Genomic DNA, 15212 nt, shown 5'->3' on the forward strand with positions numbered 1-15212 from the left:
AATGGCAAACCTAATCCATATCGGCAAGCATGCTTTGCGGTCCCGCGTCCTTATCGCGCCAATGTCGGGCATCACGGATTTACCGTTCCGCAAAGTTCTGCACCATTTTCAACCGGGGCTCGTCGTCTCAGAAATGGTTGCGAGTGAGCGTCTTGTCGCTGGCGATGCCGAAAATTTGGCCAAGGCCTCGGGTGAGGGTATCGTTGATCCGCTGTCCATCCAACTTATCGGAAGAGACCCGCATTGGATGGCCGAGGGTGCAAAAGCTTGCGCTGCTGCGGGAGCAGATATCATCGACATCAACATGGGCTGCCCCGCGCGAAAAGTGACGGGGACTCAGGCGGGATCAGCATTGATGCGTGAGCCCAAATTAGCCTTGGAAATCATCAAAGCCGTTGTCGAAGCTGTAGATGTTCCGGTGACGCTGAAAATGCGGTTGGGCTGGGACGATAATAGTCTGAACGCCGCTGAGATCGCGAAGGCGGCCGAAGACATGGGGGTGGTCATGTTTGTCGTCCATGGGCGAACGCGCTGCCAGATGTATAAAGGATCTGCAGATTGGGCGGCTGTTGGGTCGGTTGTCCAAGCCGTGGACGCCCCTGTATTCGTAAATGGTGACATATTTGATGGCGCAGACGCACTAACCGCTATGGCAGAGTCGGGTGCGGATGGTGTGATGGTTGGGCGGTCCTTGGTAGGGCGTCCTTGGGATATTGCGGAAATCCGGGCGGCTGTCGATGGCGGCACAATTAGGGTGCCAGATGCTCAAGAAAAAGCCGACGTTGCGGTCGCGCATTATCGAGACATGGTCGATTTCTATCCCAAAGCAAAAGGTATCCGTTTTGCGCGCAAACACTTAGCAGGGTATTGCGATAATGCGGGTTTGGCGTCTGATGATCCTCTGCGGGTCGAGATTTGCCAAGGTCTAGAACCGGACAAAGTCGCCAGCGCGCTCTCGCAAGCGTTTACGAAAATACGGGTTGCCGCATGAGTATCGCTCTCCCAGCCTTGGTCGATGACTGGCCATTCCCACTTTTTAAACTGGATAAAGAGGACTCGATTCTGTGGGCCAACCAGGCTGCACTCGATTGGATTGGTAAAGGCTTACCCACCATTTCGGGACGCGTGATTTGGGAGATTTTAGAAACTGACCCTGATACGCGTTCAATCACGATGAAGGCGAGGGCAAAATCCGCCACGATCACCTCGCGACATATTTTAGTGAAAACAACCGAAAATTCCGACGAGGGCAAGATCGCGCATTTGACGGCCTACACGACAATGGGTGGAGCGGGTCTTTCAATTTGGTTCGTTGGTCCGGAGCCCCGAGAAACCAAAATGGGCGGCCATGTAGTAACGGGCATGGGCCGCATGATTGCTCATGAGCTCAAGAACCCTTTGGCGGGCATAAAAGGGGCTGCGCAGCTCTTACGAGATGACGTAGATAGCGAAGAAGGCCTCGCGCTTATTGACCTGATTGGGTCTGAAATCGATCGCATCCGACGACTTGCAGACCGTATGGAAAAACTGGGAAATGATGACCCCTCCGATGTCGAACAAGTGAACATCCACGAAATCCTGCGTCAAGCTCGCCGCATTATCCAGTCTGCCAATCCCAGTGTGATTTTTGATGAGAGATATGATCCATCTCTCCCGCATGCCTCGGGTGATCCAGATACATTGATGCAGGCCATATTAAACTTAATCAAAAATGCCGCTGAGAGTGTCGGTGAGGGAGGGCAAATCCGTCTTGAAACCGCGTTCCGATCAGGCGTGCGCGGTGGTCGGTCGGCCCGCAACCTCCCCATTGAGATTAAAATCATCGACGATGGTCCAGGTATTCCCAAAGAGATGCTGTCACAGGTCTTCCAACCATTTGTAACGACAAAGCCTGAGGGCCAAGGGCTTGGTCTTGCACTCGTGTCCAAAGTGGCATCCGCCCATGAGGGTCTTGTCGAAGTTCAATCTATACCAGGGCGAACCGTTTTCTCGCTCCTGCTTCCTGCGCCTGGAGTTGGTTAAATATGAAATACGAAATTCTACTCGCTGATGATGATGACAGCGTACGGCTTGTGCTCCACAAAGCTCTCACGCGGGCGGGTCATTCCGTTAAAGCCACCGATAATGCCGAAACGCTGTTGAAATGGGCAGAAGCGGGCCAGGGTGATATCGTCGTCACGGACGTGATGATGGGCGGTCGGGAGGTTTTCGATAGCCTACCGCAACTCACTGCCGCGAGGCCGAAGTTACCTGTAATCATCATAAGTGCCAATAACACGGTCAACACTGCGCTCAAATCTGGGCAACATCGCGTCTTTGAATATGTACCCAAGCCCTTCGATTTGGACGATGTTACAAATGCAGTAGCGCGCGCGGGGCAGTCCGTGAATCCTCGTAAAACGCGTCCTAATGTCGAAAACCGCCGATTGCCTATGATTGGCCGCAGTGCGGTCATGCAGCCCGTTTTCCGTGCGGTTTCGCGCTTTGCAGCAGGCAATTTACCCGTGTTGGTTCGTGGGGCTGTCGGTTCAGGGAAGGACCTCGTTGCGCGCTTGTTACATGACGGTGGCGCGCGCGTTGACCGGCCGTTCCTTCGGACGACAGATTTCGAAAGTACGTCATTGACCCTTCAGAAGGTGAATGGCGGCGATATCTATATTGACGAAATTGGCGAATTATCGATGCATCAGCAGGAGCGCCTCTTGGCGCTGATGAATGAGGCAGAGATGATACCGCAGCAGACGCGGCCACGCGTCATTTCCGCGACGCGAAAAGACTTAAGAGACCTCGTCGAAGCGGGTAATTTTCGGGACGATTTGCTGTTTCGGATCAATGTTGCTGAGATTAAAATTCCCGATCTTGCTGAACGTGACCGTGATACATACGAGTTAGCGGAAGCCTTCTTGGGACAAGCCTCGCCCAACCAAACACGGCGGTTTGAAACCGAAGCCCTCGACGTTTTGCACCGACACAAGTGGACAGGCAACGTTCGGGAGTTGGAAAACCTGGTTAGGCGTTTAGCTGTCCTCTACTCTGATGATGTTATTACGGCAGATATGGTCTTACAGGAGTTTTCAAAGGATCTGCCGCCTTTGGAAAAAGCAGGGGTCAATCGAGATCGCTTACACGAACAGTTGGAAGAGGCCTGTCGGACACTTCTCAATGCAAGTGATACGGCGGAGGAGTCCAGCTACAACACAGCGCTAGCTTGGGTGGAGAGGCCTCTGATCGTCGAAGCGTTGCGTCTGACCGGTGGAAATCGTGCCAAGGCTGCCGAAAAATTGGGAATTCATAGAAACACGCTTCGAACACGTTTGAAATCTTTGGAAATTTCTTAATGATGAAATTGCTGAGGCGGACCAATCAAATCTGTTGATTCCATGCAACACTGCGATATGAATGTCACAGCGAGGTTGGTTTTTGCGAGATAGGTTCTGAATTCTCAGGCTAAATTAGACTCAGGTAGAAGCGTGGCGTCGCAGTCAATCCCTATTGCGCGGCGCGCTCCTCGTATTGCCCTATCGACTCTTTTCGGTATTTTGTTTCTTGCCTCTATCTTTCTGACGATACTCGGCGCGTTGCTATCCTACTCCGAAGATTTGGCGAGGATCGATCAAGCTTGGGATATCTTGAGATATAACCTCGTCGTTATCATTATCCTGGCAATATATTTGGCGAACCGTGTCTGGACGACGGTTTTTAAACCCTCGCGGGGGCAGGCGGCTCCACTGCTTCATCGTCGCTTCGTCATGATTTTCTCGCTTGCGGCGCTAATTCCAGCCGTATTGGTGGGCGGGTTCTCTCTGTCTTTGCTTTCGCAGAACCTGTCTGGTTTGTTTGGCGAGCGGGTCCGCGATAATATGGAGCAAGCTCGGCAAATTCTGGACGGCTATGTTTCTCAGGAGTTTGAGAAATTAGGCGAGGACGTCGCCGATATTCAGCTCGGAATTGCGCGCAGTCCAACCGATTTCGGCGCACGAATTTCGTTTACGGCTGAACTCTGGAGAGAGGCACAAACCCGGGATTTAGACGCAATATATATTCTGCGCGAAGATGGCTTTGTTTTAACCCGTGTCGAAACGCCAGAAGCCCCCAGTCTTCGGATTCCTGAGTTGGAAGTTTTAAAAGGCCTCAACCCGACGGACGTCGCTTTCCAAAAGCGAGCGGACATTGATTATCTCATCGCTCTCTCAAAGCTAACGGAGGGACCTGATACCTACCTCTACATCGGGAAACTTCTGCGATCTGACAATCAGGTTTTGTCTTCAATCTCAGGCATCGAAAGTGCTGCCTCTCAGATTGCGAGATTCAATCAGAACCAGACACAAATGAACCGCATTTTCTTTTTCACTTTGTTGGACAGTGCGCTGCTGATCCTAATGGCGGCGATTTGGCTGGGTTTGGCCTTAGCAAATCGAATCATCGATCCGTTGTCAGGTCTTGTAAATGCTGCGGAGCGGGTGCGTGCAGGCGATATGGGCGCGCGGGTCGATGTAACCGGGGATTGGGGTGAGATTTCTGACTTGGGTTCAGCGTTTAACCGTATGACCTCTCAGCTAGAGTCCCAGCGTGATGAGTTGATAAAAGAACATGATGTCTCTGAGCAACGACGGCAATTTTCAGAGGCTGTTTTGTCTGGCGTGCGGGCGGGTGTGATAGGATTGACTCAGCAAGGGAAAATTACGCTGACAAATAATGCTGCGGCCCGTCTCTTAGAAGATCGATCTAGCGATATTGTTGGGCAACCGCTGTCGCAGGTTTTGCAAGAATTTGCACCTGCCTTCGCGAAAGCGCGCGAGTCCATTGCGGGTGTTTCGGAAGACCAAGTCACGGTTGAAATGGGCGGCGGAACGCGGATCTTTGATCTGCATGTATCTGCCTATCAAGGTGCTCGGAATGACACTGGCTGGGTTTTGACATTTGATGACATGACACGTTTGGTTTCTGCGCAGCGACACTCGGCTTGGCGAGAGGTCGCGCGAAGAATTGCCCACGAAATCAAGAACCCTCTGACGCCAATCCAGCTCTCGGCGGAACGTTTGTCCCGGAAATACAGCAAAGAGATCACGTCCGATCCTGAAACCTTCAACAATTGTACGGCTACAATCATTCGTCAGGTCGAAAGCTTGGAGCAGATGGTTGATGAGTTTTCGGCTTTTGCGCGGATGCCGTCTCCTGAACTGGCGCCGACAAACTTAAATGAACTCCTTGAGAACAGCTTGTTTGCCCAAGGTGTCAGCTTCCCTGAGATCAGCTTCAGAAGAAAAGGCCTATGGCCAGATGAAACGAATGTCCGTGGGGATACCCGCCTGCTGTCACAAGCTTTGACGAATATCTTGAAGAATGCGGGCGAAGCCGTTCAACGCAAGATGGATGATGGCGTTTCCAGCCGGTTCCGAGGGGAAGTGCTTGTTGAACTTTTTGAGGTTGGCGAGCGTGTTGCCATTCGTGTGACGGATAACGGACCAGGCTGGCCGTTTAAAGATACGGACCGATTGATGGAGCCCTATGTGACGACGCGTGATAGCGGAACGGGGCTGGGTCTCGCGATTGTTAAGCGCATTGTGGAGGACCACCGAGGCCAGTTGGTTCTGGAGGTTCGTGAGGGCACGCAAGGGGCACAGACCACAATATTTTTGCCCAGAACACCCGACAACCCAACGCATATTGAAACCCAGCGAAGTGAGGTCTTATGAAGTCCGATGTCCTGATTGTTGAAGACGAGGATGATATCAGAGCAATGATATCGGGAATCCTTGAAGACGAAGGTTATCAAGTCAGAGAGGCGGCGACGTCCGAAGCGGCCTTGGAGGCTGTGAAAACTCGTAAACCTAATCTTGTTGTCCTGGACGTATGGCTCAAAGGTTCAGGTATGGATGGAATTGAACTGCTTGCCGTTCTCAAAGCTCGACATAAAAACCTGCCTGTCATCGTCATTTCAGGCCACGGCACCGTTGAAACGGCTGTTTCAGCTATTCGAAAGGGCGCTTTCGATTATATCGTCAAGCCTTTTAAAGCTGAAAAATTGATTGTGACAGCAACTCGTGCCCTAGAAAATTCGCGCCTGAGGCAGGAAAATGAGGAGCTCAAAGGGAAGGCGATGAATACCGATGAGTTGGTTGGAACATCGGCCTCAATCGCTCAGCTGCGTCAAAAAATTGGCCGGATCGCTGCGACCAATTCACGTGTGCTTATCACGGGCGCATCTGGCACGGGAAAAGAACTTCTCGCGCGCCTTTTGCATACCCAATCTAATCGAGCGGACGGTCCATTTAAGGCGGTGAATGCGGCGTCAATGGTACCTGAGCGGGTAGAGGCCGAGCTGTTCGGAATGGAAGCTGTAGGTCCCGATATTCCTCAGAAAACGGGCCTCCTCGAACGCGCTCATAATGGAACTCTATATCTCGATGAAGTCGCAGACATGCCTCTGGAAACTCAGGGTAAGTTGTTGAGATTGCTTGTAGAGCAAAGGTTTAACCGGGTCGGAGGGCAAGACGACGTACAAGTGGATGTGCGCGTTATCACCAGTTCGTCGCGAGATCTTACCAATGAAGTCTCAATGGGAAGATTTCGGGAAGACCTCTTCCACCGGCTCAACGTTATGCCTCTCCATGCGCCCAAACTATCAGAGCGCCGGGAGGATATTCCTGCCTTGGTCGAACATTTTATTGCTCAGCTCGCAGCTTCGACTGGGCTGCCAGCTCGGAAAATCGGTGATGATGCAATGGCGGCGTTGCAAGCTCACGATTGGCCGGGAAATGTTCGGCAATTGCGCAATAATGTGGAGCGGTTGTTGATTTTGGCGACGGGCGAACCCAGTCAGCCCATTACGCTGGCGACTCTCCCCAAAGAGGTTTCTGTGGTGCGTTCGGGTAATAATTCGCAGGATAGTGACCGCATCATTGCGATGCCTTTGCGGGATGCACGAGAGCATTTTGAACGCGAGTATTTGCAGGCTCAAATTGATCGGTTTGGCGGCAATATTTCACGCACAGCCACTTTCGTCGGTATGGAGCGTTCGGCCTTGCATCGCAAACTCAAGTCGCTAGGTTTGGGAACGACTGGGCGTGAAGGTTGATCCGCCGTAATTAGGACGAAGTCATGCGGGTCATTATTTGCGGAGCAGGGCGGGTAGGCTACGGCCTCGCGGCACGTTTGTCGCAAGAACGCAACACCGTCACCGTTATCGATACCTCGTCAGACTTGATACGTAAGATCACAAATGAGCTCGATGTGCGCGGTGTCGTTGGATATGGTAGCCATCCCGACGTGCTTGTCCGTGCAGGCGTGAGTGATTGTGACATGATCATTGCTGTGACCTATGCGGATGAGGTCAACATGATGGCGTGCCAAGTTGCGCATTCGCTTTTCGATGTTCCGACCAAAGTCGCGCGTGTGAGAGCGCAAGAATATCTCGATAATCAATGGAACGATCTCTATTCCCGCGAAAATATGCCGATCGACATCATCATCTCTCCAGAGATTGAAATTGGCAAAGCTATTTTACGACGGTTGAATACGCCTGGTGCTTTCAACGTTGTTCCCTTTGGTGATGGCGCGGTTCAAATGCTGGGCGTCGAAATCTTAGAGGACTGTCCGATCGTTCAAACACCGATCCGTCAAATACCAGATTTATTCATTGGTCTACATGCTGCGGTTGTTGGAATCGAACGGGATGGCGAGCTGTTTGCTCCGACACCGGACGATCCGCTTGAGGTCGGGGATCGGGCCTATATCGTCACGCAAGCTGCACATTCTCAACGCCTTCTAGAAGTTTTGGGTTCGCATCAAACCCAAGCCCGTCACGTCGTAATTATTGGCGGCGGGAATATTGGGACTTACGTTGCTGAGAAACTTGAAGGAAAAAGCGGGATGCGCGTTCGAGTGATCGAACGCGATAAGGAGCGCGCTGAAAAAGCTGCAGAGCATTTAACCCGCACAGTTATTTTGAATGGCGATGCGATGTCCGCAGAAATTCAAGAAGAAGCAGGTGTCGCGAATGCCGAAATGGTAATCAGCCTGACCAATAGTGATAGTGTAAACATTTTATCCGCAGTATTAGCCAAGAAAATTGGGGCAAAACACACAATCAGTTTGATAAACGAAGTGTCGATGCAGCAAATGCAGTCTGAACTCGGAATCGACATGGTAATTGATCCAAGGTCTTCGACGATTTCGTCGATCCTTCGTCATGTCCGCCGTGGGCGGATATTGGAAGTCTATTCCTTAGAGCAGGGCGGCGCCGAGGTCATTGAAGGGGAAGTCTTAGACACCTCGCCAATGGCAGGCAAAGCACTCAGGGACCTTTCACTAGGAGAGGGCGTGGCGGTAGGGGCTGTTATCGCAAATGGCGATGTGCTCTTTCCCGCACCTGAGCTTGTTTTGAAACCTGGAAATAGAGTCGTCTTGATGGCCGAAAAAGGTGCATTAGAGAACATCGTTTCTATGTTCCGCGTTTCATCAGATTATTATTAAATCACCATGGATTTTAACCGCATCCTATTTTGGCTGGGACGGACTTTCTTCATTTGTACGGGTCTGTTCTCCGTCACCGCAATTGTCGGTGTTTTAGATCAAGACTTTTCAGGTGCCATTGTGATGGCCACATCGGGCGTCACGGTTGGTGTGTTCGGCTGGTTGTTGGTTATGCTGTCCACTGGTTTTGACGCGAAAGAGTCGAAATCTGAGGCAATTCTTTTTCTGGTCCTGTTTTGGGGTATGGTCCCCGCAATCCTAAGCTTGCCATTCTTATTTTTAGGCCCAAGCACATCCTTGCTGTCGGCCTACTTTGAAAGCGTTTCCGCGTTTACCACAACTGGTGCAACGCGACTTATTCCGGACGAGTTACCTGCCATTTTACTCTTCTGGCGCGCGTTGATGCAGTGGGCAGGCGGCGTCAGTGTCGCGACGTTTGCGATCGTTATTTTTGCTGCTGTCAATCAAACAGGTACGGGCGTTCATAAGTCGATGCTGTACTCTCTGCGCAACGGCGAACTTTTTAGTCGATTAATCGGAATTGGGCGCTTGGTTGCGGGTGTATATTTGTTCTTGGCCTTACTTGGCTTCATTCTCATGGCATTTGGCGGAGCGCCTGTTTTTGACGCATTATGTCTTGCACTTAGTGGAATTAGTACGGGTGGATTGACGCCGCGGGCAGGTCCACTCCAAATATATATCCCGCCATTTGCGGCAACAGTATTAGGGATATTATGCGTCCTGGGAGCGATGAACCTCGCCGTCATTTGGGACTATATTCGTGCGCGGAGCGTGCGACATTCGTTGCGTTTGTTCTTCAACGTCGAACACCGTGCGTTGCTGGTTATTTTTGCAGGATTGATCTTAATTGGGGTTTGGTTCGCAGGGTTCGCGAGCTTTGGTGACCTCATTCTGGATAGTGCGTTTTTCGTAAGTTCAGCAGGCTTTCAATATCAGGTAATCAGCCTCGACCTCATCCCGCCCGTAATACTCATTACGTTGGCCTTGACTGGCGGGTCGGCCTTGTCAACGGCTGGCGGGGTCAAGCTCATTCGTATTTTACTGTTGTTTCGCCATCTTAAAGTCGAGCTCTCGCGCCTGTCTCATCCCTCACGCGTAATTCCGGTTAAATTTAGAAATCAGATCATTCCTGATTCCGCATTTCTTTCAATTTGGATGTATTTTTTCGCATATACACTCGCGTTTGGCGTTGGCATCGCGGCCTTTGGAGTTGTCGGTTTTTCGTTGGATGATGCTATAACGACTTCGGCTGCCATGTTATCGAATGTTGGACCGCTGCTCAGTCTGACCTTGCCCGAATCGGGACTGACTTATCTGCAATTTACGAATGGTCAGATGTGTGTAGGAATCGTGCTTATGTTATTGGGTCGACTGGAGGTTCTAGCAGCATTGGCCTTGGTTTTGCCCAATTTTTGGAAGCAATGATCTGAACGTGTGTTTTTTTGACGTGCTAAGGAAGTTGAGCCTTGAAACCCATAGGGGCGTGCGACATGACACCATCTGTGGGTCACGGCGGGGCAGAGCTTCTGACCCAATAGCCGAATTTAAGACTCTAGGGGAGCGAAATGCCCGACCGTAATCAGAACCTACAGGACACATTTTTAAATGCCGTCCGCAAAACAAAGATGCCACTCACTATTTTTCTAGTGAACGGGGTTAAACTGCAAGGCGTGGTGACTTGGTTTGATAATTTTTGCGTTTTATTGCGCCGTGATGGACAGGTTCAGCTTGTTTATAAACACGCAATCTCAACCATAATGCCGGGCGGCCCGGTTCAACTCCATGATCCGACGGATGAAGATGATTGATTTAAAGCAGGCGCGGCATGGTTGAGAATGCTGAAAAAAAAGTCCGTGCCTTGATTGCCCATCCGCGTTTCGCCGATGGACGAGCGGCAGATGCCGATTATGATCTGGAAGAGGCGATTGGGCTCGCGGAAGCCCTGGGTGTTGAGCCTATTACGGCTCGCATCATCGCTATACGGGATATCAGAAGTTCTAATTTCTTCGGCAGTGGTCAAGTCGAAGAAATGGCCGAAAATATTGCGAGTGAGGCCCTGTCCCTCGTCATCGTCAATGGGGCTTTGTCTCCAGTTCAGCAACGAAATTTGGAGCGGACGCTTAAAGTCAAAGTGATAGATCGCACGGGCCTTATCCTTGAGATTTTTGGGGTGCGCGCGGCCACCAAGGAAGGCCGCTTGCAGGTCGAGCTTGCGCGTATGGCGTATGAGCGATCGCGTCTGGTTCGAACCTGGACCCATTTGGAACGTCAACGTGGCGGCACCGGCGGTCTGGCGGGACCTGGCGAAACACAAATCGAAAGTGATCGCCGCGCATTGGATGAGAAAACAGGACGTCTAAAACGAAAGCTGGATCATGTGCGCCGTACCCGCGGCCTTCAACGTAAAGCCCGTCAACGTGCGCCAGAGCGTGTCGTCGCGCTGGTTGGATATACAAATGCCGGTAAATCGACATTGTTTAATCGCCTAACCACGGGCGGCGTACTCGCGAAGGATATGTTGTTTGCGACTTTGGATACGACACACCGGGTTCTACCTTTGCCTAGTGGTCAGAAGGCAGTTTTGTCTGACACAGTGGGGTTCATATCTGACCTGCCGACATCTTTGATCACTGCGTTTCGCGCGACATTAGAGGAGGTGAAAGAAGCTGACCTTTTGATCCATGTCCGCGATTTGTCCGATCCGCTCGCTGAGCGTCGGAAAAACGAAGTCATGGAAGTCTTAGAACAAATTGAAGCGGGCCCGAAATACGGCCAGCCGATTATCGAAGTTTGGAACAAAATTGACCTGCTGGATGAGCAAGGTTCCATCCATTTAGCTGAGCGTGCAGCTGCCGCGCGTACGGATGCCGATAAAATTGATGCGTTTGAAATTTCCTGCCTGACCATGCAAGGGGTTGAAGCTCTCCAAAACGGTATGGAGGAAGCGCTGACGCGTGACGATCATATTCTTGATATTAGGGTGACGCCCGCGGAATTTTCGGCGCGCGCGTGGCTTCATCAAAACGGCCAGGTTCTCTCCGAAGAAACGGGCGATGATGGCGTAGCTGATATGAAAGTGCGTCTATCAGAGTCAGATGCCGGTAAATTCCTAGCCAAGCATAAAGCGCTGATAGTCTAAAGTCCGTCTGCCTTGGCGGCTTGCCAAAGATCTTCCATCTCATCCAGGCTGAGGGTTTCTAGCTCGACGTTTGCCTTGTCTTCTACCGCGTTGAACCGTCGTGTAAATTTTGCATTGGCATCGCGCAATGCGGACTCGGGCTCCACGCCTAGTTTGCGCGCGAGGTTAACGGCCGAAAATAGAAAGTCGCCGACTTCGGCTTTTATATCTGCTTCACTACCTGATTGAACTGCGTCTTTGACCTCGTTGATTTCCTCGCGAAGTTTCTCAACAGGGCCATCTGTATCAGGCCAATCAAATCCGCGTTTAGCGGCGCGCTTTTGAAGTTTCTCAGCTCGCATGAGAGCGGGGAGAGAGCGAGCCACGCCGTCCAACGTTCGTTTTTCGCCTTTTCCTTTGCGCTCCACCGCTTTGATCGCATCCCAATCTGGTTGTTCTCCACCTTCAAACACGTGCGGGTGACGTCTGACCATTTTGTCTACCAAACCATTGCACACATCTTTGAAGTCAAACGCTTCAACTTCGGATGCCATTTTGGCGTGGAACAAGACTTGGAAAAGCAAATCGCCAAGTTCGTTTTTTAAATCCACCATGTCGCCGCGTTCAACTGCGTCCAGGACTTCATAGCTTTCCTCGACAGTGTAGGGCGCGATGGTTTCAAAAGTTTGCTCGCGATCCCACGGACAATCTGATCTCAGGCGCGCCATCAGCGCTACAATCCGATCATATGGCGTATCGCCGAGGTCCATCATTTTCGTGGCTTTCGCAATGTGATCAGAACCAACACGCCTAACGTCAAAATCGAAATTCCATAGGCGGCGAGGATAAAGCTCACATTTTTACCGAAATCGATCATGACGGCACATCTTCTATCGTGATTTTTGCAGGAGCGGACTGAGCTTTTCGCTGTCGCTTCAGCGTCGCCAATTCGGCTTCGGTTCCGCGCAAGGCAAACCACGCTAATAGCGCCGTGTATCCGAGGAACATCAGCAGCAGGGGCGTCAATAACTCGAGGGGTAATCCAGGTGCGCCGGGCTCTGAGATTGTGGCGGGTTGATGCAAGGTGTTCCACCAATTCACCGAAAATTTGATGATCGGGATATTTAACCACCCAACCATGGCGAGGATGGCCGCTAAACGCGCGGCCTGTCGTCTGTCCGATACGATATTCCAGATGGCCATATAACCGATATAAATAAAAAGTAGGACGAGGACCGACGTCATCCGTCCATCCCATTGCCACCATGTTCCCCACGCCGGACGACCCCAGAGGCTGCCGGTAACGAGTGCGAGAAAGGTAAAGGCCGCGCCAGGAAGCGCCAGTGATTTTGCAACCAAGTCCGCGAGATTGTGCCGCCAGACAAAGCTCACAAGGCTCGCAATCGCGATCCCCGTATAGGCCGCCATGGCACACCAAGCCGCTGGGACATGCACGTACATGATTCGAACCGCTTGACCATGTTCAACGGCGGGCGGTGAAATGAAAAGGGATATAATCAGACCTACGCTGATCAAGACTAACGCCGACCAACCACTAATGGGCGTTGCGAACCGCGAAAACCGTAGAAAGCGGGTTGGGTTTGCGAGGTAAGAAATCAACTTCCCGATGTTGGATAATATATTCATTTACCTGTCCGTATTTGCCGCGAGTGCAGCGGCCGTTGCAGGGATGGATACGGCCAAAGCCAGTAGAGACAAACCGAATAGGGCGCGAAATTCTACCGCAGCTATGCCGCGCATTAGGAACGCATCCGATGCCGCCATTCCAAATATTAAGATCGGAACTAACATAGGGGCGCTAATGAAAATTGCGAGAAAGCCGCCTTTACCGCGCGGTCCTGTTAAGGCTCCTGCGAGGGCCGTGAAGGCGGCCAAGCCGGGCAGTGCGCAAAGCAGGGCAATGATCAAGCCCCAAACGGTCGGACCTGAAAGGTCAAAGAGGAGAGACCATAGTGGAGCCGTAAGAACGAGTGGGCAAAGTTGTATGAGTGCGAAACTTAGAATGCCCGACGTTGATTGTGAGAGGTAGCTCACGCCAGAAAGCCATAATTGTCCAGTAGTTCCGTCTCTCAAATCTTCGGAGAAAGCATGATCCACACTCATCAAAGCTGCAAATGTGACGGCCAGCCAGATCAGTGGCACACCCATTTGTCGCAAGACGGTCATGTCACCATCGAGGGCGATGGCCGAGAGCGAAAGGAAGATGGCCATGAACACAAGGCCGTAAGCCCAGCTCCCCGCGGATCGGGCCGCACGAACAAAGTCGCGTGTGATAATTTTTACCAGTGCGCTCATGTTAAAACGAGCCGCTGGGTCGGAACGTCCCTTACAGAAATCGGCGCGTGTGAGGCCACGAGAGCTAAACCGCCAGACAAGACGTGTGCCCGTAGATGGTGGGCCACCATGTCGCGACCTGATTTATCTAATCCCGCAAGCGGTTCATCCAAAATCCAAATCGGTTTTTGCGTCGCCAACATTTTTGCAAATGACAAGCGCTTCGCCTGTCCCGTAGATAACTTTTCTGACGGGGTCTTTGCATGGATCAACATGTCCACAGTTTCAAGATCGGCCCCCCAAAACGCCGCATCTTCGCCAGCTTCCAAACCTGATTTTGCATAGCTGTCGGCGGGCAGGAACGTGACAGTCTCTGGCGCGCTCAAAGTTGTTTCCTGGACACTCCACGTGATCCGTCCTGCAGCGGGGCGACTGAGGCCTGCACAGGTTCGCAGGAGTGACGTTTTCCCAATCCCGTTTCCACCCTCGACCCATAAAAGTTTTGGACCCGACAGAGTTAAATTTAGACCTGACACCAATGTCCGCGACCCGCGGACTATATCGACATCCTTTAGCGTTAATGTGGCGGACTTCATCATCGAAGAGAGGCTTAGCGATGAGGGTGGGAAATGTCACGTCTCCCCTGTTGTTAAGACACTCGTTCGACAGTGGGCCACGCTCTAGCGCTGTCGCGCTCACTTGCGGCTTTCAACCAGCCTGTTATTTGGTCTGCATGACCGAAGCTCGCATAACCCCTCCAAACCGAAACCGTCGTTTGCTTTGGATTGGGATATTGGGTGCTCTATTGGTGGCTGGACTATTTCTTGTCTTTCAAGCGTTGAATGAAAACACGCAATTTTTCGAAAATCCGTCCGATGTTGTGGCGGAAGGCTTTGAATCGCGTTCTGATGTTTTTAAGATCGGTGGCTTGGTCAAAGACGATACAGTCGTCACGCAAGGTTTGACAACGCGGTTCCTGATCGATGATTTCGAGCGCGACATGGCGCATGACCTTCACGTGACTTACACGGGAGCCTTGCCTGATTTGTTTCGCGAAGGGCAGGGCGTCGTTGTGTCAGGACGTTTGACGTCGCCGACGCATTTTCAAGCCGTAGAAGTTCTGGCCAAGCATGATGAAAACTATCAGCCTGTGATAGATTACCGCGATGGAGAAAAAGCACCAAGGTCTTGAACACCGAGATTTTGAGGACGCGCTACCAGTCAGAAGAGAGTGGATGACCCCACCAATGTGGGGCGGCAGGGCCATCCTCTATCCCAACTATCGTTGGTATCTTGTGTAGCA

Annotated in this window: 15 protein-coding genes; 10 read left to right on the forward strand and 5 right to left on the reverse strand. The window is 51.7% G+C overall.

The window, feature by feature from the left end; all coding sequences use genetic code 11:
- The first annotated feature begins 1 nt into the window (after position 1).
- The 9 genes from dusB to hflX all read left to right on the forward strand — a co-directional run bounded on the left by dusB (position 2) and on the right by hflX (position 11635).
- Positions 2–991: a tRNA dihydrouridine synthase DusB gene (gene dusB, locus IE073_RS01940; RefSeq protein WP_189583692.1), complete on the forward strand. Its 990-nt coding sequence runs from the start codon at positions 2–4 to the stop codon at positions 989–991.
- Positions 988–2022: a two-component system sensor histidine kinase NtrB gene (locus IE073_RS01945; protein ID WP_189580610.1), complete on the forward strand. Its 1035-nt coding sequence runs from the start codon at positions 988–990 to the stop codon at positions 2020–2022. The genes dusB and IE073_RS01945 overlap by 4 nt, the downstream gene beginning before the upstream one ends.
- Before the next feature lie 2 nt (positions 2023–2024).
- Positions 2025–3338: a sigma 54-interacting transcriptional regulator gene (locus IE073_RS01950; protein ID WP_189580614.1), complete on the forward strand. Its 1314-nt coding sequence runs from the start codon at positions 2025–2027 to the stop codon at positions 3336–3338.
- A gap of 132 nt (positions 3339–3470) precedes the next feature.
- Positions 3471–5696 carry a sensor histidine kinase gene (locus IE073_RS01955; protein ID WP_189580616.1) on the forward strand — a complete coding sequence of 742 codons (2226 nt, stop codon included), beginning with the start codon at positions 3471–3473 and terminating at the stop codon, positions 5694–5696.
- Positions 5693–7078 carry a nitrogen assimilation response regulator NtrX gene (gene ntrX / locus IE073_RS01960; protein WP_189580619.1) on the forward strand — a complete coding sequence of 462 codons (1386 nt, stop codon included), beginning with the start codon at positions 5693–5695 and terminating at the stop codon, positions 7076–7078. The genes IE073_RS01955 and ntrX overlap by 4 nt, the downstream gene beginning before the upstream one ends.
- Positions 7079–7101: 23 nt before the next feature.
- Positions 7102–8475: a Trk system potassium transporter TrkA gene (trkA, locus tag IE073_RS01965; RefSeq protein ID WP_189580622.1), complete on the forward strand. Its 1374-nt coding sequence runs from the start codon at positions 7102–7104 to the stop codon at positions 8473–8475.
- A gap of 6 nt (positions 8476–8481) precedes the next feature.
- Entirely contained in the window at positions 8482–9921 is a 1440-nt protein-coding gene (locus IE073_RS01970; RefSeq protein ID WP_189580625.1) for a TrkH family potassium uptake protein, read from the forward strand.
- A 140-nt stretch (positions 9922–10061) separates the two neighbouring features.
- Positions 10062–10304: an RNA chaperone Hfq gene (hfq, locus tag IE073_RS01975; protein WP_189580628.1), complete on the forward strand. Its 243-nt coding sequence runs from the start codon at positions 10062–10064 to the stop codon at positions 10302–10304.
- A 17-nt stretch (positions 10305–10321) separates the two neighbouring features.
- Complete coding sequence (gene hflX, locus IE073_RS01980) at positions 10322–11635, forward strand: GTPase HflX (RefSeq protein WP_189580631.1); 1314 nt, start codon at positions 10322–10324, stop codon at positions 11633–11635.
- Here hflX and mazG read toward each other — a convergent pair.
- Genes mazG through ccmA form a run of 5 tightly spaced genes read right to left on the reverse strand, consistent with a single transcriptional unit; the run spans position 11632 to position 14508 of the window.
- Entirely contained in the window at positions 11632–12387 is a 756-nt protein-coding gene (gene mazG / locus IE073_RS01985) for a nucleoside triphosphate pyrophosphohydrolase (protein ID WP_233349733.1), read from the reverse strand. The two genes, hflX and mazG, sit on opposite strands and share 4 nt — an antisense overlap.
- Positions 12384–12491 (reverse strand): heme exporter protein CcmD, encoded by a 108-nt coding sequence (locus tag IE073_RS01990; RefSeq protein ID WP_189580634.1) that lies wholly within the window; start codon positions 12489–12491, stop codon positions 12384–12386. Before IE073_RS01990 ends, mazG begins: the two co-directional genes overlap by 4 nt.
- Positions 12488–13261, reverse strand: coding sequence for a heme ABC transporter permease CcmC (gene ccmC / locus IE073_RS01995; protein ID WP_189580637.1), 774 nt, complete (start codon positions 13259–13261; stop codon positions 12488–12490). Before ccmC ends, IE073_RS01990 begins: the two co-directional genes overlap by 4 nt.
- Positions 13262–13930, reverse strand: a complete 669-nt coding sequence (locus tag IE073_RS02000) for a heme exporter protein CcmB (protein WP_189580641.1) — start codon at positions 13928–13930, stop codon at positions 13262–13264.
- Positions 13927–14508, reverse strand: coding sequence for a heme ABC exporter ATP-binding protein CcmA (ccmA, locus tag IE073_RS02005; RefSeq protein WP_189580644.1), 582 nt, complete (start codon positions 14506–14508; stop codon positions 13927–13929). The genes IE073_RS02000 and ccmA overlap by 4 nt, the downstream gene beginning before the upstream one ends.
- A gap of 134 nt (positions 14509–14642) precedes the next feature.
- On the opposite strand from ccmA, the gene IE073_RS02010 reads away from it, so the two are divergent.
- The gene (locus IE073_RS02010) at positions 14643–15101 is read left to right on the forward strand and encodes a cytochrome c maturation protein CcmE (RefSeq protein ID WP_189580647.1); all 459 of its coding nucleotides are present in this window, start codon (positions 14643–14645) and stop codon (positions 15099–15101) included.
- Positions 15102–15212: the final 111 nt, after the last annotated feature.

Source organism: Litorimonas cladophorae (genome assembly GCF_014652455.1).
Lineage (GTDB): Bacteria > Pseudomonadota > Alphaproteobacteria > Caulobacterales > Maricaulaceae > Litorimonas > Litorimonas cladophorae.

What these genes read in the sequence shown, in the direction of transcription:
- dusB (WP_189583692.1), top strand. Translation starts at nt 2, where the DNA reads ATGGCAAACCTAATCCATATCGGCAAGCATGCTTTGCGGTCCCGCGTC.
- IE073_RS01945 (WP_189580610.1), top strand. Translation starts at nt 988, where the DNA reads ATGAGTATCGCTCTCCCAGCCTTGGTCGATGACTGGCCATTCCCACTT.
- IE073_RS01950 (WP_189580614.1), top strand. Translation starts at nt 2,025, where the DNA reads ATGAAATACGAAATTCTACTCGCTGATGATGATGACAGCGTACGGCTT.
- ntrX (WP_189580619.1), top strand. Translation starts at nt 5,693, where the DNA reads ATGAAGTCCGATGTCCTGATTGTTGAAGACGAGGATGATATCAGAGCA.
- trkA (WP_189580622.1), top strand. Translation starts at nt 7,102, where the DNA reads ATGCGGGTCATTATTTGCGGAGCAGGGCGGGTAGGCTACGGCCTCGCG.
- IE073_RS01970 (WP_189580625.1), top strand. Translation starts at nt 8,482, where the DNA reads ATGGATTTTAACCGCATCCTATTTTGGCTGGGACGGACTTTCTTCATT.
- hfq (WP_189580628.1), top strand. Translation starts at nt 10,062, where the DNA reads ATGCCCGACCGTAATCAGAACCTACAGGACACATTTTTAAATGCCGTC.
- hflX (WP_189580631.1), top strand. Translation starts at nt 10,322, where the DNA reads ATGGTTGAGAATGCTGAAAAAAAAGTCCGTGCCTTGATTGCCCATCCG.
- mazG (WP_233349733.1), bottom strand. Translation starts at nt 12,387, where the DNA reads ATGATGGACCTCGGCGATACGCCATATGATCGGATTGTAGCGCTGATG.
- IE073_RS01990 (WP_189580634.1), bottom strand. Translation starts at nt 12,491, where the DNA reads ATGATCGATTTCGGTAAAAATGTGAGCTTTATCCTCGCCGCCTATGGA.
- ccmC (WP_189580637.1), bottom strand. Translation starts at nt 13,261, where the DNA reads ATGAATATATTATCCAACATCGGGAAGTTGATTTCTTACCTCGCAAAC.
- IE073_RS02000 (WP_189580641.1), bottom strand. Translation starts at nt 13,930, where the DNA reads ATGAGCGCACTGGTAAAAATTATCACACGCGACTTTGTTCGTGCGGCC.
- ccmA (WP_189580644.1), bottom strand. Translation starts at nt 14,508, where the DNA reads ATGATGAAGTCCGCCACATTAACGCTAAAGGATGTCGATATAGTCCGC.
- IE073_RS02010 (WP_189580647.1), top strand. Translation starts at nt 14,643, where the DNA reads ATGACCGAAGCTCGCATAACCCCTCCAAACCGAAACCGTCGTTTGCTT.